At 43.7% G+C, this 17,685-nt stretch carries 19 protein-coding genes, 1 tRNA gene and 2 pseudogenes; 8 read left to right on the top strand and 14 right to left on the bottom strand.

Annotation, left to right across the window (positions count from 1 at the left end):
* Window positions 1-184 (bottom strand): DUF4372 domain-containing protein (locus CSD97_RS18075; RefSeq protein WP_143272444.1); only part of this gene is annotated, 184 nt, incomplete at its 3' end.
* A gap of 134 nt (window positions 185-318) precedes the next feature.
* Between CSD97_RS18075 and CSD97_RS18070 the strand changes: the two genes are divergently transcribed.
* The 5 genes from CSD97_RS18070 to CSD97_RS18050 all read left to right on the top strand — a co-directional run bounded on the left by CSD97_RS18070 (window position 319) and on the right by CSD97_RS18050 (window position 2,669).
* Window positions 319-828, top strand: coding sequence for a nitroreductase family protein (locus tag CSD97_RS18070; RefSeq protein ID WP_042985800.1), 510 nt, complete (start codon window positions 319-321; stop codon window positions 826-828).
* A gap of 8 nt (window positions 829-836) precedes the next feature.
* A complete protein-coding gene (locus CSD97_RS18065; RefSeq protein ID WP_098032856.1) occupies window positions 837-1,514 on the top strand; it encodes a type 1 glutamine amidotransferase domain-containing protein in 678 nt (225 codons plus the stop codon).
* A 79-nt stretch (window positions 1,515-1,593) separates the two neighbouring features.
* Complete coding sequence (locus CSD97_RS18060) at window positions 1,594-1,833, top strand: hypothetical protein (RefSeq protein WP_098032855.1); 240 nt, start codon at window positions 1,594-1,596, stop codon at window positions 1,831-1,833.
* Window positions 1,787-2,206, top strand: coding sequence for an RteC domain-containing protein (locus CSD97_RS18055; protein WP_173675128.1), 420 nt, complete (start codon window positions 1,787-1,789; stop codon window positions 2,204-2,206). Before CSD97_RS18060 ends, CSD97_RS18055 begins: the two co-directional genes overlap by 47 nt.
* Before the next feature lie 130 nt (window positions 2,207-2,336).
* Window positions 2,337-2,669 (top strand): helix-turn-helix domain-containing protein, encoded by a 333-nt coding sequence (locus CSD97_RS18050; RefSeq protein WP_005645903.1) that lies wholly within the window; start codon window positions 2,337-2,339, stop codon window positions 2,667-2,669.
* A gap of 42 nt (window positions 2,670-2,711) precedes the next feature.
* On the opposite strand, the gene CSD97_RS18045 is transcribed toward CSD97_RS18050, so the two are convergent.
* The 6 genes and pseudogenes from CSD97_RS18045 to CSD97_RS18020 form a co-directional block, all read right to left on the bottom strand.
* Entirely contained in the window at window positions 2,712-3,437 is a 726-nt protein-coding gene (locus CSD97_RS18045) for a hypothetical protein (protein ID WP_098032853.1), read from the bottom strand.
* Window positions 3,438-3,441: 4 nt separating this feature from the next.
* Window positions 3,442-4,364, bottom strand: a pseudogene (locus tag CSD97_RS18040) (relaxase/mobilization nuclease domain-containing protein).
* Window positions 4,330-4,713: a MobC family plasmid mobilization relaxosome protein gene (locus CSD97_RS18035; protein WP_098032852.1), complete on the bottom strand. Its 384-nt coding sequence runs from the start codon at window positions 4,711-4,713 to the stop codon at window positions 4,330-4,332. Before CSD97_RS18035 ends, CSD97_RS18040 begins: the two are co-directional and overlap by 35 nt.
* Before the next feature lie 156 nt (window positions 4,714-4,869).
* A complete protein-coding gene (locus tag CSD97_RS18030) occupies window positions 4,870-5,871 on the bottom strand; it encodes a toprim domain-containing protein (RefSeq protein WP_173675127.1) in 1,002 nt (333 codons plus the stop codon).
* 309 nt (window positions 5,872-6,180) lie between these two features.
* Entirely contained in the window at window positions 6,181-7,413 is a 1,233-nt protein-coding gene (locus CSD97_RS18025; RefSeq protein ID WP_098032850.1) for a VapE domain-containing protein, read from the bottom strand.
* Complete coding sequence (locus tag CSD97_RS18020) at window positions 7,394-7,702, bottom strand: helix-turn-helix domain-containing protein (protein WP_098032849.1); 309 nt, start codon at window positions 7,700-7,702, stop codon at window positions 7,394-7,396. Before CSD97_RS18020 ends, CSD97_RS18025 begins: the two co-directional genes overlap by 20 nt.
* A gap of 338 nt (window positions 7,703-8,040) precedes the next feature.
* Between CSD97_RS18020 and CSD97_RS18015 the strand changes: the two are divergent.
* From CSD97_RS18015 to CSD97_RS18005, 3 genes and pseudogenes are all read left to right on the top strand, one after another.
* A pseudogene (locus CSD97_RS18015) lies at window positions 8,041-8,323 on the top strand (helix-turn-helix domain-containing protein).
* A 4-nt stretch (window positions 8,324-8,327) separates the two neighbouring features.
* On the top strand, window positions 8,328-8,636 hold the full coding sequence (locus CSD97_RS18010; RefSeq protein ID WP_098032847.1) for a helix-turn-helix domain-containing protein: 309 nt from the start codon (window positions 8,328-8,330) through the stop codon (window positions 8,634-8,636).
* 26 nt (window positions 8,637-8,662) lie between these two features.
* Window positions 8,663-10,342: an AIPR family protein gene (locus CSD97_RS18005; protein WP_159461943.1), complete on the top strand. Its 1,680-nt coding sequence runs from the start codon at window positions 8,663-8,665 to the stop codon at window positions 10,340-10,342.
* A gap of 105 nt (window positions 10,343-10,447) precedes the next feature.
* Here the strand turns inward: CSD97_RS18005 and CSD97_RS18000 are convergent, their stop codons facing one another.
* The 7 genes from CSD97_RS18000 to CSD97_RS18975 all read right to left on the bottom strand — a co-directional run.
* Entirely contained in the window at window positions 10,448-11,665 is a 1,218-nt protein-coding gene (locus CSD97_RS18000; RefSeq protein WP_098032845.1) for a site-specific integrase, read from the bottom strand.
* Window positions 11,666-11,916: 251 nt separating this feature from the next.
* Window positions 11,917-11,989, bottom strand: a tRNA-Phe gene (locus CSD97_RS17995).
* 143 nt (window positions 11,990-12,132) lie between these two features.
* Window positions 12,133-13,182, bottom strand: coding sequence for a thiamine-phosphate kinase (gene thiL / locus CSD97_RS17990; RefSeq protein ID WP_005828671.1), 1,050 nt, complete (start codon window positions 13,180-13,182; stop codon window positions 12,133-12,135).
* Window positions 13,183-13,188: 6 nt separating this feature from the next.
* On the bottom strand, window positions 13,189-13,998 hold the full coding sequence (locus tag CSD97_RS17985; RefSeq protein WP_005835556.1) for a purine-nucleoside phosphorylase: 810 nt from the start codon (window positions 13,996-13,998) through the stop codon (window positions 13,189-13,191).
* Window positions 13,937-15,067, bottom strand: coding sequence for a tetraacyldisaccharide 4'-kinase (lpxK, locus tag CSD97_RS17980; protein WP_009037013.1), 1,131 nt, complete (start codon window positions 15,065-15,067; stop codon window positions 13,937-13,939). The genes CSD97_RS17985 and lpxK overlap by 62 nt, the downstream gene beginning before the upstream one ends.
* Entirely contained in the window at window positions 15,068-16,837 is a 1,770-nt protein-coding gene (gene sppA / locus CSD97_RS17975; protein WP_098032844.1) for a signal peptide peptidase SppA, read from the bottom strand. It lies immediately after the preceding gene.
* Window positions 16,838-17,426: 589 nt separating this feature from the next.
* Window positions 17,427-17,685, bottom strand: a 259-nt coding sequence (locus CSD97_RS18975) for a hypothetical protein (RefSeq protein ID WP_244284058.1), incomplete at its 5' end; no start/stop codon positions are given.

The following is a 17,685-nucleotide window of genomic DNA, read 5'->3' as shown; positions in this document are numbered from 1 at the left end:
CAACGATTAAGTCTCGCAGGCTCTCACGGTTACTCAGTTGTCCAAACATCATCGCGAGCATCTGATTCCAGCAAGTGAAATGTTTCACATATCGGTTGCCACCATACTTGCGAACATAGTTGTTAAACTGAGTCCTGTTCAGAAAAGCGGTTAATTGAGAGAATACGTATTTGTCTTGGAACATAGCAGCCATTTGTATTAGACTGCAAAGTTGCAAAATCAAGTCCGTTTCATTTCAAAAAACCGTGTAATTGACTATATTTCAATAATTTCAAAGAACTATTTATCCACTTTTACGGGACAGTAGTGATATGAATTATGAACTTCTTAGAATTAGTAAAAGAACGCCATTCTGTTAGGCATTATGCACAGCAAGTGGTAGAAAAAGAAAAACTGGACTATATTTTGGATTGTGCTCGTTTGGCTCCTTCGGCAGTCAATAAACAACCGTGGACATTTATTGTAGTACAGAGCGATTCCCAAAAACAGAAATTAGCCAAGTGCTATCCGGCAAAATGGTTTACGGAAGCTCCTGTATATATTGTTGTCTGCGTAAATACTGATATTGCATGGAAACGACAGTTTGACAATAAAAACCATGCTGATATTGACGGGGCTATAACTACTGAGCATATTTGTTTAGCAGCAGCAGAACAAGGGTTAGGAACTTGTTGGGTATGCAATTTTGATGTTGCGATGTGTAAGGAAAATCTTGATTTAGAAGCATATATTCAACCTATAGCAATAATTCCCATTGGCTATCCAATTAGCAAAGAACATCAACTATCTACGAGAAAGGAAATTAATGAAATTGTTTCATATATATAAATTAGGAAATGAAAAAGAAGATATTATTTGTTGTTACCAGTCATGATAGATTGGGAAATACCAATAATCCAACAGGTTATTATTTATCAGAAGTAAGCCATCCTTGGTTTGTTTTGATAAGTGCTGGGTATGAGATAGATTTTGTAAGTCCCAAAGGTGGTAAAGCTCCAGCAGAAGCAGTCGATTTGACAGATGAAATAAATAAAGCGTTTTGGGAAAACTCGGTTTATCGATTTAAAATAGAGCATACATTAAATCCCAAAGAAGTTAATCCTGTAGAATACATTGCAGTTTTTTATGCTGGGGGACACGGAGTTATGTGGGATTATCCTAATAACCAAGATTTAGGAAGAATAGCTCAAACAATTTATGAAAATGGGGGTGTTGTAAGTGCTGTCTGTCATGCGCCAGCAGCTTTATTGAATGTAAAATTATCAAATGGAGAGCTATTAATCAAGGGTAGAAAAATAAATAGTTTCACGAATGAAGAAGAAAAATTCCTTAATACAGATTCAATAGTACCATTTATGCTTGAAACAGAACTAAAAAAAAGAGGTTGTCTTTTTGAAAAATCCGGTTTGTGGAAGTCACATGTTACAGTAGACCATAGAATTATAACAGGGCAAAACCCTCAATCTGCCTTAGAGGTGGGAAAAGCTATTTTGCAAGAATTAGGAAATCTATAAAATTGAAGCAATATAGTGAGTTTCTTTATTTTTAGGATAATAAGGAATACTCACTATATTCTTAGTTATAGCAATTAATATGAATAAATTATTACAACAGAAGTTTTTTCGATTATTATCGGAATACTCACAACGTAAAGTTTCTGCATCGGAGTTTACAGAAGCTATTGAGGAATTGGCTACGCATGTAGCCAATTTTAGTATCAACGAACAGGATTATAGCGTATCACTGCGTTATTTTTCCTTTGGTTTGCACCGTCTTAAATCGTATCGTGTACGGTTTGAGCAAGAAAAAAATGCCCTATCTGCATCTAATTGATGAAGCGATTGGACTTTTGAACACTGAAATACGCCTTATCGAGTGGCGTATCAAATACCCGGAACAGCTACAACAACGTACTAATAAACAGCTCCTTTCTCCTCTATATCTCGCTGACAAAACGACCCTTATCAACATCATGGAAATGGTAAGCGGTCTGTTCCTCTCCAAAGACATCGTGTATCAGAACGGCAAGCCCGCCTACTTGGTGGACTTGGCGAAAGCCTTTGAATGGCTGTTCAACATCAGGATAGGCGACTGTTACCAAAAACATGAGGACGTGATAAAACGCAAGCCGGGCAAGCTGACAGAGTTTCTTAATGGACTGGCAGAACTTATCAAAAAGGAACATGACAAGAAAGGATATAGATAATCAGTTACTTATGATTTATTTATAGGGGATTCCATTAGTTCCCCTATAATTTCTTTGCACCTGTTTTCTGAACTTTGCTTCATCAATCGATTGACAGACAAGAATGTATAATCAGAAAAATGAAGCAATCATGTATATAGACAATGACGATTTCAGCGTATGGATGCAGAAGCTGTACGCCAAACTGGAAGAACTCTGCAAGGATGTACGGGTACTGCGCAATGCCGACAGGGTGCTGCCCGAAGATGACAACCTGCTGGATAATCAGGACTTGTGCCTGCTGTTCAAAGTAAGTATCAAGACCCTGCAACGCTACCGGGCTATCGGTGCGCTGCCGTACTTCACAATCAGCGGAAAAGTGTACTACAAGGCTTCCGATGTCCGGGAGTTCATCAAGGAACGGTTCAGCGTCACCACGCTACGCCAGTTCGAGAAAGAACACTGCACGAAGAAAAAGAAGTGAATTAGAAAGCCGGGGCGGTTCTGCTCCGGCTTCGCTTTGGATTTATGGTTTGCCTAATTTGTCGGCTTTCTCCCTTAGCTGCTCGGCTTGCTCGTTCAACAGCCTTGCCCGTTCCAACGCTTCCGCCTGCTTCCTGCTGCGGTATTCAAAGCCTTTCACCGAATCGGTCAGGCTTCGGATGAAAGCGTTGTCCCGTTCCCGGCTGAACTTCGTTTCCAGCAAATCAAGGCTGCTGCCGTCTGCCTTTCCTTTCATCAGGATATAGCGGTATTTTATATCATTGTCCTGTAACCGTTGCATTCTTTGTATAAACCGCACATTCAATGCAAGCGACACAAGACAAATGATTATCCCTGCTGAAAGAAGAAAGAACTTGGGTTTCAAATAGGGAGTTACCCGGTATGTCAGTTTGCTGTACCATGAAGCGGGTGTTATTTCTCCGGCTGGTGTATCATCAGCCGGGAACAACACCTTTAACCGCTCCTTGAAATATCGGTGCGAGGTCACGATAAGCCCCTTTATATCTTCAAGGTCTTGTTTTTGGTTCTCGGACTGCCCTTTTCCAATACTGCCGATTTGGTTTAGAATCTCCTGCACCATGTTTTCAGTAATGCCGGATTTACCTTGCATTTCCGAAATGCGCTGTTCGATAACGTCCAGTCGGTTAATCGTTTCCTCCCGGCTGGCTGGCGTTATTTGCTTCTCCTGCCGTTCTTTCAGTTCCGTAACCATAGAGAGAAGCCCCTCCAAAATTAAATTTTCTTCCATGTTCCTATAATTTTAAGTGTCGTTTCTTTTTCTTCTTTTTTCTTTCACCGGGATTGTCGGGCGTTTCATCAGCCGGAGAGGACGGGGCGGAGAACAGACCGCCCAAGCCTGCCAGTAACGGACTGTCGGCTTTGCCCGGTGTCTGCCTGGCTCCTGAACAGGTGCGGAAACCGTCTGTCGGTTGCTTCCGGTAGTGTTCAGCCCCGCATCCCCGAAGCATTTATCCAGCTTGGAGAAACTGAAACTGCGGTCTATCTCCGAACCCTTGAACGTATATTCGCCTTTGGAAAAGGATATGCCCTGCACTTCGCCAGCTTGTCCCCTGTACTTGAAATGAATCCCGATACCCTTTTCTGCCAGCCGGGTTTGTAACTGCTGCCAGTTCCTTGATTTCCCGATTTCATCCTTTACGGCATTGTAAATCTCGTATTTGGATTTGTCCGGTTCTCTCAAACGGTGCTGCTTTACATGCTCCTTGCCTTTAGCGAAATAAAGCCCGTGTTTGGTTTTCAGCTTCTTGCATACCTGTTCGTTGCGGTACATGTCGTTCCTGTCCGAAATGGTCTTGCCGTTGTTGTCTATGCGGTTGAACACGATATGCACGTGCGGGTGTTCCCGGTCTTGGTGGCGCACGATGATGTACTGCGTATCAGTGATTTTCATTTCACGCATGTACTCCTGTGCAAGCTGTACCATTTTCTCGTCTGTCAGCTTGGGTGCGTCCACCGGGGAATAGCTTAGCGCAATATGTCCGACAGGCTTTTTCAGGTCGGGATTCATCCCGGCTTGCAGTATGAAACTGCGTATGATGTCCCGGTTGCTTTCCGCTAACACTCCCTCCGCATGAAGCAAGGTTGCCTGTTCCTTGCCGAGTACATAGTTCACGCAGCCTTTAAATCCGCTTCCCTTTCTTATTTTTCCAATCATCCGACAGTTGGTTTATGATTTCGACAATCCTGTTTTTGAGTTTCACCAGTTCCACCGCCACCAGTGCGAACCCTCCGGCATTCGCCCGGTGCGCCAGCTGGTTGATGTTGTTGGCTTCGCCCGCCAGCTTGCGGATAGTGTCCGCATCCTGCCTGTTCAGCCGGGGCGTTACCTCTGCCGAAACGACCGCCTGCCGGACGTACTCGCTGACACGCAGCCCGGCTTCCCCGGCTCGCTTCCTGATTGCGTAGAACTGTAACTCGGTCAGCTTCGTGCTGACTACCTTTTGATATTTGTTTACCCGGTTCTTTGCCGGGCGACCTCCCGATTTATTCCTTGTCTCTGTCATACGTTTTTGCTTTTAGGTGGTATCTTAAAAATTGCGACCAACGGGAGAAATTTTCTTTGCTACCAAGCAAAGCAAGGTGTTTCGGTAAACCGAAACATAACCTTGCTCTCCCTAATCACACAGCCTGCCGTCGGTTCATGCCGCCAGCCTTGCAGGTCACATCCTTAGCCCTCTCTTTCTTTTTTCACCCGGATTTTGTCTGTTGCCCTGCTCCGGTTGGGATATGTTGCCGGGCTGCTTCATCCTGCTTTCAAAGCCCCGCTTTTCCGGCTGGCTTGCCTTTATCCCACGCAGATAGTCGTTCAGGTCATTGTGACCGCTGTACAGGTGTGATGCGTCACGTACACGCCATTTGTATTCCTGCCTTATGGCTTCAACCGCTTTCCTGCCTGCCTCGTCATTGTCAAGCATACAGTGTATATGCCCGTAACCAGCCAGCGGATATAAGGCTTTATCTACGTTGGCGGTGGAGTTCAGGATAACGTAATCCTGCCAGTCGGTACAGGGCATACCCGGGCTTTTCTGTTGCCGGATAGTGAGGAATGAGAGGAAATCCATAAAGCCCTCGAACACGAAACAGGTATCTCTCGGCTCTCCCTTTTGCCTTATGTGGGTGATGTCTTTCGATGTGCTGCCCTTGAAACGGGGATTGCGAAGCTCGTAACCTCCTGAATCATTTTTGAACGCCAGCGCAAAATAAGGCTTCCCACCGATGCGGTAATACATCTCCTGCACGTATGGGGCTACCGTTCCGGGGGAAATCCCCCTTTCCTGCAAGTATCGCATGAGTGCCGGATTCTGTAACGGCTGTATTCTGCGTATCTCTATCGGGCTGGCTGCCTGCCTTTTCGTGTCCCTTTCGGGCAGGTCTTTCCCGTGGAAGGAAAAAGAGGTAGTGTCGCCCTGCTCCAGTCGGCAGATAGCACCGTAGGCGTTGCACCCGTTCTGCTTCATCACAAGGTCGATGAGCGTCCCGCCCTCGCCAGTTCCGTAGTCACACCATAGATTGGCGTTATAATCCACCTTGAAACTCGGTGTGTTGTCCTCCCGTAAGGGGCTGCGGTACATCCCGTAACTTCCCTTTTCCGTGACGGGCTGGATTCCCAAAGAGTTCAAGTAATCCTTGATACTGATATTGTTGGCTTCCTTGTAGGTCATAATCTTTATTTTTTTATTTAACGATAGTAATAATGAAGCAAGAAGCGAGTAAGAAGAAGCACGGGGCACTACTACATCTATCTTTTTCTTTTTCAACGGATTGTAGTACATGTAGTAACATAGTAATTATTTATCCTTTAAAAAAGGAATAAATATATTCTATATATTATATTGCCGTTTTTTCTTTTTCCCGGATTTTCCAAAAGTTTGGGATTCTATCTTACTTCATACTACATAATTGGTAAACTACTGTTTATTAAATTGTTATGTATGTATCAAACAATATGTAGAAGCTACTACATTCCGGTTCTACCCGTAATCATCCCCTGTACGGGAAGCCGGAACGGGCTTTATCCTGTACCCGTATACCGGATAATGGTTGTTGTTGATGCGCTTCTGTACCCGCTTGAAACCGATTTTCCGCAATGATTCGCCCAGCCTTTTTTCGGATAGCTGGACGGGGGATATATTACGCAGGTATGCGAGTACCTGTGCCGTTGTCATGAAGAACAGGGCTTCTTCCTCCTCTGTCGGCTTCTCAAAGTATTGTGTCAGCATCTCAAACTCGATTGTCTGTACCTCAAATTCCGCATTTGTCAGGTGCAGTTCTTCAATCTCCGCATCATTGAACCAGTAGCGCACGCCCTGACGGTACAGGTACATGATTTCGGAATAGACGTTATCCATGCGGATGCTTTCTGCCGTGGGCTTGTCTATGTGCAGCACCTCGAACGGCAAAAAACGCCTGCTGCCTGTCGGGTCGGTCAGGAACTCGTTGCCGTTCACCGAAGCCATGAAGCTGGCGAGGTGGGGGTATTCCTCTATGTAAATATCATACGGTCTGCGGTACTTCACCGCCGGGGTGGTGATAAGGTTCTTCAATGCGTTCTCGTTCTGCTTGTTGAGTTCCTTTAGCTGGTCGTCAATGTTGATGAACAGGTATTCGGCTATCAGTGTCAGGATGTCTTTGCCCTGCGGGTCTATCTTCCCGGTGAACAGGTAGTTCTTAAGCGGTGTCGGGCAAAGGTTGTCCAGCCACCACGATTTGAACTGCCCCTGCCTATCTCCGGTCAGCACCAAACAAGTATGGTTCTGACACCCCGTGTCGTTCATCGCGTTGGCTACCACACCGATAAGCCATTTCGTGAAATATTCCTCCCATTTGCCGGGGTTGGCTACCTGTACCGTGTTCAGAAGCCTGCCGATATGCCCGTGTTCGGCAGGATTCAGTAAGGGCAGGGCGTTGAAATACTCCTGTATGGGGTGAGCCTTTCTTGCGAAGTCGCTTTCCAGTATCATGCGTATGTTGTCGGTCGAGGTGGCAATGTCAGCCGTTGCGTCCAGCCTGCGCCTGAAAGTGTTCAGGGCGAATTTTGTAACGGGCTGGTACAAGTCCGAAGAACACGCAGCCCGGTATTCCGTCCGGCTCTTTACGGTGTTGAACCGGAAATCATACAGGACGTTCAACAGGCTTTCGATGCGCTCGTTCTTCGACTGCCAACCCTCGATATGCCGTGTTTCATCATCTCTTTTCTTTTTCATCGGGAAGTCTGTTAGAAGCCGGGACATACTGCTGTTGCATCCATTTTTTGAGTTCCTCCATGTCGAAACGCAGGGTACGCCCACGCTTGACACACGGTATCAGTCCCTTGCTGGCTAAATGATACAGGTAATTGACCGAATATCCGGTTATGCCGCTGGCAACGGATATTTTGACTAACACAGGCTCTTTTCCGCCCTGCCGTTCTTCGGGCTGTGCGCCCATGACCGGGGCAATCATCTTTTCGATGTTCTCCAGCCGCTTGAAAATTTCTTCGAAAGGATTATTCATGAGTGCTTAATTTTTGAATTAGCACCACAAATAAAATAAGAAAAATCGGTAAAAAACAAAGCGTCAGCCGTTTGGAATCGCTTTGCTTCGCTCTGCACCAAATTAATGTCGGCAAATAGGAAACGGCTTTGTGTTCATTAACCTTACTTATTTAAGGAGTGGAAAAAACAGTTTTTTTGTTATCGGTTCGTTTCTTTCATGTTGTTTTTGGGTTGGCGGTGGACATTTTCGGACACGCAAGGTCATTTTCGGACAGAGGGAAACAACCTATTATTCACCCTTATATATTTGCACCAGTGAAGAAAAATGGAGTATTGATAAGAATAAAGATATCGGTTATGGAAATAGTGACGATTGAAAAGAAAACTTTTGAGCTTTGGAAACAGAGGTTTGAAAACTTTGTGGGGCGTGTGGATGCGCTCTGCGTACCTTTGCGCAGGAAGCGTGACAAATGGCTGGATAACTGCGAAACCTGCCGTCTGCTGAACGTTTCAGCCCGGACGATGCAGACCTACCGTGACACGGGGAAACTGCCTTACTCGCAGATTAACAATAAGATTTACTACAAGGCTTCGGACGTGGAAACATTTCTGCTCAACAAGGGACAATTCTAAAAAGTAGGCGTATGGATTTGATAACGAAAGATTCCGAAACCACGCTGGTACTGTTTTCTTCCCTTGACAGGGTGTTGGAAAACGTGGAGTACGTGGTAATGAACTATCGCCCGGTATTGAACGGTGAACACTACCTGACGGGCGATGAGGTGTGCAGGCGGCTTTGCATCAGCAAACGGACGTTGCAGGATTACAGGGACACGGGGCTGCTGGGGTACGTGCAGCTTCCGGGAAAAATCATTTACCGGGAAAGTGATATTATTAGGTTGTTAGAACGATATTATATAAACAAATTTGTTCGTTCCACTGATAATTTATAATTTTGCATATATTAAAAATGTGTATTATGAGTAAATTACATGTTAATCATATAAAGAGTTTTTTAGAGAACACTTTTAGCGAGTTTATAGATATTGCTGATTTGTCTAAGAAGAGTAAAGAGGAACAACATAAGAATATGCTTTCTCGAGCTCTTGCTGCATATGCAATTTCCATTTTAGCACCTTGTAGTGCAGAAGTTGCTTCTAAGTCTATAATAGACGGATATGATGATAATGGAGTTGATGCAATTTTTTTTGATAAAGTTACTAAAAGCATATGGATTGTTCAGTCTAAATTTATCGAAAGTGGTAATGGGGGGATTGATAATGGTGATGTCCTCAAATTTATTGCAGGAATGCATGACTTAATAGATTTACGATTTGACCGGTTTAATGAGAAAATAAAAGTTATGTCAAATGATATTATTGAGGCATTGAATGACCCTTTTGTGAAAATACAAATTGTTTTTGCATATACAGGTTCTCAATTATCTTCTCATAATATACAAACTATTAATGATTTTCTTGAGGAATTAAACGATACGTCGGAACTGGCATATTTTACAGATTTTAATCTAAATCAAGCTCATAAGGGATTACTGGGGGGCATTGATGGCTCTCCTATAAATGTTGATATTACATTATCTAATTGGGGGCAAATAGAAGAACCATATAATGCTATTTACGGGCAAATAAGTGGTGTAGATTTGGCACATTGGTGGATTACTTATAAAAGAAAACTTTTTTCTGAAAATATACGTAATTTTTTGGGGTCATCAGATGTTAATGAAGAAATTACGAACACGATAAAAAATGAACCACAAAATTTTATTTTTTATAATAATGGTATAACTGTCCTATGCGATAAAATCAGAAAAAAACCTGTGGGTGGAAGTGATAAAACAATAGGTGCTTTTATATGTGAAGGTATATCAATTGTAAATGGAGCCCAAACTTTAGGAACTATAGGTTCTTATTTCACATCTCGTTTAGAAGAAGAAAGTCCTTTAAAAGTCTTTGTGAAGTTTATCTCTTTAGAAAATGCTCCTGTAGGATTGGCAGAAAAAATAACTATTGCAACTAATACTCAAAATAAAGTTGATAAAAAAGATTTTATATCTCTTGATTCTGAACAAGAAAGGCTTAAAACAGAATTAGCTCTTGAAGGCATATGTTATCATTATAAAAGAACTGATGAAAAAATTATTTTGGATGAAAATAATTATTCGTTAGAAGAAGCTACTTTAAGCTTGGCTACATTTAATCCTGATGTAACATTAACAGTCCAAGCAAAGAGAGAAATAGGTAAATTGTGGGAAGATAGAACAAGAAAGCCATATACAGATTTGTTTAATGCAAATTTAAGTGCAACTAGGCTTTCGAGGAGTATTTTGGTATATAGAAAAGTCTTATCTTCTTTGCGTGAATGTATAATGGTTTCTAATGGAAGAGAAAAAGGTATATACATATACGGTAATCTATTTATTGCTCATATGGTGTTTCAAAGTATTCCCCAACATATTTTAGAGGATTATTCTTTTGACTTTACCCAATATCAGGAAAATCAGGTTTTATCACTGATTTCAGATATGATTTTATTAGTTAAAGATAAGGTAGAGGAATTGTATCCTAATTCAATGATTCCGCAGATGTTTAGAAATTTCAGTAAATGCAGACATATAAAAAGCGAGATTGAAAATTTATAAAATAACCAAAATATGGCAAAAGCATTGTTTGCTATGCTGATAATAGTCACCCACATTGTATATCTATAGAACAATGTGGGTGATTTTATTAAAACTTAATCTTTTTTACAGGTTGAAACTCTGCTCCACTGCTTGCATATCCCTTAATATCGTTTGGTCTAATACTTTTGCATAATGCTGTGTCATTCGGGTAGAAGAGTGCCCCAACATCTTAGCAACATTTGGTAAAGAAACATTATTCGCAAGGGCTATCACCGAAGCAAATGAATGGCGGGCTGTGTGCGTGGTCAGATTCTTTTTGATTCCGCACAAGTCGGCAATCTCTTTCAGGTAGCTGTTCATCTTCTGATTGCAGGGAACGGGTAACAAAGTTCCTTTATCCATGCAGTAGGGGTTATCCTTATACTTTTCAAGTATCTGTTTGGGAATGCTCAAAAGTGGGATGTTGCAGATATTGTTTGTCTTTTCACGGGGTTTTACTATCCACAGGTTGCCGTTGCTGTCCTCTGAAACGTGTTCGGGGCGCAAGTTATACACGTCTATGAATGCCAGCCCGGTATATACGCAGAAGATAAAAACATCCCGTACCAGTTCCAGCCGTTCAATCCTGAACTCTTTCTGCCATATCCGGTTTATCTCGGCTTGACTTAGGAACTGTTTGTTTACTTCCACCTCGTGAAACTTGATTCCTGCAAACGGGTTCTTTGTCAGCCACTCGTTGGCAATGGCAAGGTTTATCACTTTCTTAAAACATTTCATGTACCGGATAACGGTATTCTGTGCGCAATGCTTCTCCGTCTTTAGGTATAAATCGAATTTGCGCACCAGTTCCCCGTTCACCTCACGCAGCAACATATCATCTACCTTGTAATCCCGTTTAACCAGTTCCATGAGGTATTTAAGGCAATTGTCGTAACGTCTTACGGTGATGTCGGCATAGTCCGTCCCGATTAGCTTCCGGCAGTTGTCGTTATGCTCCTTGAACACATTGTATAATGTCTTGAAAGTCTCGTCCTTTCCCTGATAGCGGTTCACTATGGCACGTGCGGAGATAATCTTTCCCTCCAGTTCCAAGTCTTGGTAAATCTGATAGAATTTCACACGCAGGGCGTCAATGTAATGGTTAAGTTCTACGGAGTTTCGGTCTTTGCCTGTCGATTTCTCTTTTTCCTGCGACCAAAGTGGGACTTTTACACTCCGCTTTAGTTGAAGTTCCACGTATAGGCGGTCATAAGTGACACGCACACGCACGGGTGCTTCCCCGTTTTTTAACAGTTTGCTACGCTTGATGAAGAACAACACGCTGAATCTTTTTCTTTCCATACGGCTCAATTTTTAATGATACAAAGTTAGGAAATCGAACCGAGAACCCTGTAGTGTAAAATAGTGCAACGTGCTGTAAAAGAATGAAGTAAATACTTCGCAGTGGAACATTCCGGGCTTTTGAAAACAGTCCCTTGAATAAGGACGTATGGTTTGCTTCAATCCCACTAATTTTGCCTATTCTTGGGAAAGAAAAATCCCCGAACTTCTTTGAAATTCAGGGATTTACATCGTTTTGCCTTCTTAAAAAGTGGTGCCACCAGGAATCGAACCGGGGACACAAGGATTTTCAGTCCTTTGCTCTACCAACTGAGCTATGGCACCATGTTTATCTCTTTTGCGGTTGCAAAGGTAGTGAAACTTTTGGACTATGCAATAGCTTTCATGATAAAAAACGCTGATAATTGGCTATATGGCTAATTATCAGCGTTTATGATTTGAGAAAAAATACTGAAAAAGTTTTATAGTTATGCTTTTTCCGCCTCTTCTTCCTTCAAAGGATTCCATCCTTGTGCTTTGAGTTCAAACTCTTGACCGTCACGGGTAATTAGGGCGCAGCCTAATTCTGGTTTGGTGATATGGCCAATCAGCTTGACGCCTTCCATTTCGGCAACTTTTTCATGGTCGGCAATGGGGACGGTGAACAATAACTCATAATCCTCGCCTCCGTTCAGTGCACAAGTGCTCAGGTTCATATTGAATTCTTCTGCCATTACAGCCGTCTGATAGTCGATAGGAATATGTTCTTCGTAAACTCGGCAACCCACTTTGCTTTGGGTACAGATATGCAGTAATTCCGAAGAAAGTCCGTCCGATATATCCATCATGGAGGTGGGTTGTATACCTTCTTCTGCCAGTTTCTGAATGATGTCACGGCGTGCTTCGGGCTTCAGTTGACGTTCCAGAAGATACTCCTTCCCCGAGAAGTCCGGTTGCAAGTCTTTGTCACCTCCTTTGAGCACCGCCTTTTCGCGTTCCAAAAGCTGTAGTCCCATGTAGGCGGCACCCAAGTCGCCGCTGACGCAAATCAGGTCGGTTTCACGGGCACCATTGCGGTAGACCACTTTTCCTTTCTCACCCTCGCCTATGCAGGTGATGCTGATGGTAAGCCCAGTATAGGAAGCGGAGGTGTCTCCTCCCACGATGTCAACATCATATTCTTCGCAAGCCAAACGGATGCCGGCATAGAGTTCCTCCATGTCTTCTATACTGAAACGCTTGGATATGCCCAAGGAAACGGTAATCTGCTTCGGTGTGCCGTTCATGGCATAGATATCAGAGAAATTGACTACGGCCGATTTATACCCCAAATGCTTGAGCGGTACATACACAAGGTCGAAATGGACGCCTTCCATCAGCAAGTCGGTAGTAACGAGCACTTCCTTTTCGGCCGGGTAGGAGAGGACGGCGGCATCATCTCCGACACCATATCGGCTCGACTCGTTCTTTAGTTCAATGCCTTCGGTGAGGTGTCGGATGAGGCCGAATTCACCGAGGGTAGCTATTTCTGTTCTCATGCTTTCTTATGCTCTATTAATCAATTCACGCATAATCTCTGTCATTCTCGGTTGCGCCTCGTCCGCAGCTTTCTGCACTTCTTCGTGAGAGACTTCTACGATTTTACCTTCTACCCCCAAGTCTGTAATGACAGATACGCCGAACACTTTGATTCCGCAATGATTTGCCACGATGACTTCCGGCACGGTGGACATGCCCACTGCATCGGCACCCAGAATATGGAACATCTTGTATTCCGCAGGTGTTTCGAATGTGGGACCTTGCGTACCGATATAGACACCGTGCTGAACCTTGATGCCCTTTTCTGCCGCAATGGCGTCGGCCTTACGAATCAGCTCTTTGTCATAAGCTTCGCTCATATCCGGGAAGCGAGGACCGTAAGGTATGTTTTTGCCACGCAATGGATGTTCGGGGAAGTAGTTTATATGGTCGGTGATAATCATCAGGTCACCGATCGCAAAATCCGGATTTGTGCCGCCACTGGCATTGGAAACGAATAAGGTCTTGATACCCAGTTCGCGCATTACACGTACCGGGAAGGTTACTTCCTTCATGGAATAGCCCTCGTAAAAATGGAAACGTCCCTGCATCGCCATGATGTCTTTATGGCCCAGCTTGCCGAAGATAAGTTTTCCGCTGTGTCCCTCTACGGTAGAGACGGGGAAATTGGGGATTTCTTCGTACCTTATCTCATACTTTTCAGTGATTTCACCGGCAAGACTGCCGAGTCCGGTACCGAGGATGATTGCTGTCTCAGGCTGGGTGTGCATCTTTCCCTTCAGAAAGGCTGCTGTTTCTTGAATGCGCTCTAACATAGCCAATAATGTTTTGGTTAAATATATATTGTTGATTTTGTAAGATTTCTATTTCTATCGGCAGCACGTAGATGTACGGCTTTAGTGTTTCGTCCAGTGCGGGATGGAGTTTCAACCTTGCCGCATCTTTCTCCGTGGTGATTATCAGTCTTTTCCACTCTTCCAGGTGCTGGAATTGTTCCTTTATTTGCAATAAATCCTTGGGAGTAAAGTCATGATGGTCATCAAATGCCAGCAATTTGACGTGTGGCGTGTAAGATTCCACTTCTTTCTGCAAGGGGGCGGGGGAGGCGATGCCTGTCACCAGCAGTACTTGCTCGTCTCCGGTGAGGGAGGAGAGCACTTTCCGGCTGTTCGTTTTCTCGGGAAATAGCGGTGTCAACATTCCATAGCGGAATCTGGAGAAATACAGTTGTTGGTATGGATAGAGGTGGAGCCGTTTAGCTATGATGTTGAAGTCTATCGGCTTGATATCATCCGGACATTTGGTAACGATGACCATCTGTGCCCGGTTTTTACCGCTTGAAGGTTCGCGGAGTCTTCCGGCAGGGAGCAAGGCATCATCGCACAGTAACCGGTGAAAATCAGTTAGTAGAATGTTCAGCCCAGCTTTTACATGGCGATGTTGGAAGGCATCGTCCAGGATGATGGCTTCTACAGTGGGATTTTCCAGTTTCAGCAGTTGCTCAATGCCGTGGCAACGGTTTTCGTCTACCGCTACCCGTGCATTGGGGAATTTATTTTTAATTTGATACGGCTCGTCACCTATTTGGCGTACATTGCTCTTGTCATCGGCCAATACATAGCCTCGGCTTTTACGCTTGTAACCCCGACTGAGGGTGGCTACATTTACTCCGTTTTTTTGTAATAGCTTTATCAGATATTCGGTATGTGGCGTCTTACCAGTTCCGCCCACAGCAAGATTGCCCACGCATATTACTGGAACGTCAAAACTCTTTGACCGGAGCCAGCCCCAGTCAAAGAGTTTATTTCGCAAGCATACCCCTATCCCATAAAGCCATGATAGGGGATATAGCCAATGATATATCTTGATAAAGTTTTCCTCCATTTATTGAATATTCAGTTCAAAGGGTACACGTGCTTGTATACGGTCACATTTGTCAAAATTCTCCAGGACACTGAACTGCTGGTATATCTCGCCCATTGTGCCTTTCAGCATACGTGCTTTGATGTAGTTACCCGGATTGGTGTTCATCAGACTTTCAAAGAAACTTTCCTTTTTCGGATAGCTCATCACGGTATAGGCATCTACTCCGGCCTTTGCAATGGCAATGTCCAAAGCTTTGTCCAAACCACCCAATTCGTCGACTAGTCCTAGTTCCTTGGCCTTGCTTCCGGTCCATACACGGCCTTGGGCAATTTTATCCAGGTCTTCCTTGCTGATGCCTCGGCCATCGGAGCAGCGGGTGAGGAAGAGGTCATATCCGTTGTTCACATACATTTGCATCAGCCCTTTTTCCCCGTCATTCATCGGGCGTGTCAGCATGCCGAAGTCTGCGTATTTATTGGTTTTCACTACATCAAAATTTACCCCGATTTTATCAGTCAGCCCCTTTGCGTTGGGGAACATGCCGAAGATGCCGATAGAACCCGTCAGTGTGGTAGGCTCGGCCACGATGGTGTCTGCACTACAAGAAATGTAGTAACCTCCTGAAGCTGCATAGTCACCCATGGAAACAATGACTGGTTTCTCTTTCTTCAATTCGCTGACGGCATACCATATCTGTTCTGAACCATAGGCGCTTCCGCCCGGTGAGTTTACGCGTAATACTACAGCTTTTACATCTTCGTCATCTTTCAGCTTGCGCAGGTCTTTAATCACCTTTTTAGAGTCGATGCCTTCTTCGCTGGAGGCAGAAGATGAACCACCGTCAATTTCTCCATAGGCATAGTATACGGCAATCACATTTCCACTTTTGTCTTTGGGAACATTCTTCTTTACGTTAATCATGTCCTGCAAACCAAGTACGGGCATGCGGTCGTCTTTGTCGATGCCTACCATCGCTTTCAGGTAGTTGCGCACATCATTCTTATATATTAATGTATCGACCAGTCCGCATTGCACACTTTCTTCTGCGGGATAGAACATCAACATGCGGTCGGCAATGGCGTTCAGTGAGTCTACAGATATTTTGCGTGATTCTGCAACATCATTGGTCACTTGTCCCCAGATGGAGGTCAGGTAAGCGTCGATTTGTTCACGGTTGGCAGGGCTCATTTCGGTAGAGATGAAAGGCTCTACAGCCGATTTGTAGGTACCTACTTTGAATATCTGCATTTCTACTCCGATTTTGGCCAGCAAATCCTTGAAGAACATGGGGGTAGCGGCCAAGCCCCTCCACTCGACCATACCTTGCGGGTTCAGCAACACCTTGTCGGCTACACTTGACAGATAATAAAGACCTTGGGAATAGCTGTCACCATAAGCCACGATGAATTTTCCCGATTCCTTGAAATCCTTCAATGCATTGCGTATTTCTTCGCGTGAAGCAAATCCTGCACCCAGCGAAGTCGCTTCTATATAGATACCTTTAATGTCGTCATTCTCTTTTGCTTTTTTGATAGAAGAGAGGATATCATCCAGGCCATAAGTCTTATAATTGTCTCCCATAAGGGCATCGAACGGATTGTCTTGGCTGCGTTCAGCCAGTGCACCATTCAAATCCAGCATCATAATGGAGTTTTTGCGTACTTGCGTTTCTGACTCCGAAGATGATACCATGCTGAAAACCAACAGAATACTGCTGAAAACTAAAACAACGACTGATACGATGATGCCGGTAATGGTGGCAAACGTAAATTTCAGAAAATCTTTCATTGCACTTTATTGTTTTTAGTATGCTAACTTTTAAAAGCTAACAAAGATAAATAATTAGGTTGATATTTACCCTATCTGTCGCTGAGTTTTTTGGTTTGTCACAGTATTATGGGAGATTTCATTCTCTTTTCTTTTATCTTTGAAGTATTTCATTTCGTTCTTTATGGATAGTTAGTTTCTAAAATGCCAGATATAATTGCTATCTCTTTACTTTCTGAGTCTGTTTCTCTAAAAACTAATCTTACCACAGCAGTGCTCTTTTCTTACCACAGCTGTGGAAAGAAAGAAACGCGGGTGTGGTAAGAAAGAAACATATCTGTGGTGAGAAAAGTTGTTCAGTAGTTCTCGTTTAGTATCCGGGCTTTCCGGATGTAGCCTTTCGCAGGTTTATTGTCAGTTCTCTTTGGGCTCCTCAAGCGTGGTGCCGGCCGTTCTGTGGTCTATGTCAAGGGGTGAACTTAGTATATTCCGATGCGCGCGCGTATATATATAATGTGTCCCCTTCCTTCCTTCCTTTCTTTCCCTTTAAAAAATATGCTTTAAAACATATCTATCAATCAGCTAGTTATGAAAAAGTTCACGTAAACCCTCAAAAAAAGCTTGTATATATTTTGCAGATGTCCGTAAAAGCGCTACTTTTGCATCCGCTTTCGGGAACGAAGGCGGCGATGTTTTGACATTCTGACAGTAAAACGGAGCGGTAAGCTTCCATTTTTCTCTTCTTTGCCATAGGTTTCTTTCGGAACTTCGGTTTTGGAAAAGAAAAGTGAAAAAAAACTTCCGGAAACATTTGGAAGTTATGCTTTAAAGTTCTTACCTTTGCACCCGCTTTTGAAAACGAAAGCAGC

Source organism: Bacteroides sp. AR29, from assembly GCF_900217715.1.
GTDB classification, from domain to species: Bacteria; Bacteroidota; Bacteroidia; order Bacteroidales; family Bacteroidaceae; genus Bacteroides; species Bacteroides uniformis.
This window is presented reverse-complemented; position numbering and strand designations above follow the sequence as displayed.

Excerpts from the sequence above, each read along its gene's own strand:
- CSD97_RS18070 (WP_042985800.1), top strand. The coding sequence starts at position 319 with ATGAACTTCTTAGAATTAGTAAAAGAACGCCATTCTGTTAGGCATTAT.
- CSD97_RS18065 (WP_098032856.1), top strand. The coding sequence starts at position 837 with ATGAAAAAGAAGATATTATTTGTTGTTACCAGTCATGATAGATTGGGA.
- CSD97_RS18060 (WP_098032855.1), top strand. The coding sequence starts at position 1,594 with ATGAATAAATTATTACAACAGAAGTTTTTTCGATTATTATCGGAATAC.
- CSD97_RS18050 (WP_005645903.1), top strand. The coding sequence starts at position 2,337 with ATGTATATAGACAATGACGATTTCAGCGTATGGATGCAGAAGCTGTAC.
- CSD97_RS18045 (WP_098032853.1), bottom strand. The coding sequence starts at position 3,437 with ATGGAAGAAAATTTAATTTTGGAGGGGCTTCTCTCTATGGTTACGGAA.
- CSD97_RS18035 (WP_098032852.1), bottom strand. The coding sequence starts at position 4,713 with ATGACAGAGACAAGGAATAAATCGGGAGGTCGCCCGGCAAAGAACCGG.
- CSD97_RS18030 (WP_173675127.1), bottom strand. The coding sequence starts at position 5,871 with ATGACCTACAAGGAAGCCAACAATATCAGTATCAAGGATTACTTGAAC.
- CSD97_RS18025 (WP_098032850.1), bottom strand. The coding sequence starts at position 7,413 with ATGAAAAAGAAAAGAGATGATGAAACACGGCATATCGAGGGTTGGCAG.
- CSD97_RS18020 (WP_098032849.1), bottom strand. The coding sequence starts at position 7,702 with ATGAATAATCCTTTCGAAGAAATTTTCAAGCGGCTGGAGAACATCGAA.
- CSD97_RS18010 (WP_098032847.1), top strand. The coding sequence starts at position 8,328 with ATGGATTTGATAACGAAAGATTCCGAAACCACGCTGGTACTGTTTTCT.
- CSD97_RS18005 (WP_159461943.1), top strand. The coding sequence starts at position 8,663 with ATGAGTAAATTACATGTTAATCATATAAAGAGTTTTTTAGAGAACACT.
- CSD97_RS18000 (WP_098032845.1), bottom strand. The coding sequence starts at position 11,665 with ATGGAAAGAAAAAGATTCAGCGTGTTGTTCTTCATCAAGCGTAGCAAA.
- thiL (WP_005828671.1), bottom strand. The coding sequence starts at position 13,182 with ATGAGAACAGAAATAGCTACCCTCGGTGAATTCGGCCTCATCCGACAC.
- CSD97_RS17985 (WP_005835556.1), bottom strand. The coding sequence starts at position 13,998 with ATGTTAGAGCGCATTCAAGAAACAGCAGCCTTTCTGAAGGGAAAGATG.
- lpxK (WP_009037013.1), bottom strand. The coding sequence starts at position 15,067 with ATGGAGGAAAACTTTATCAAGATATATCATTGGCTATATCCCCTATCA.
- sppA (WP_098032844.1), bottom strand. The coding sequence starts at position 16,837 with ATGAAAGATTTTCTGAAATTTACGTTTGCCACCATTACCGGCATCATC.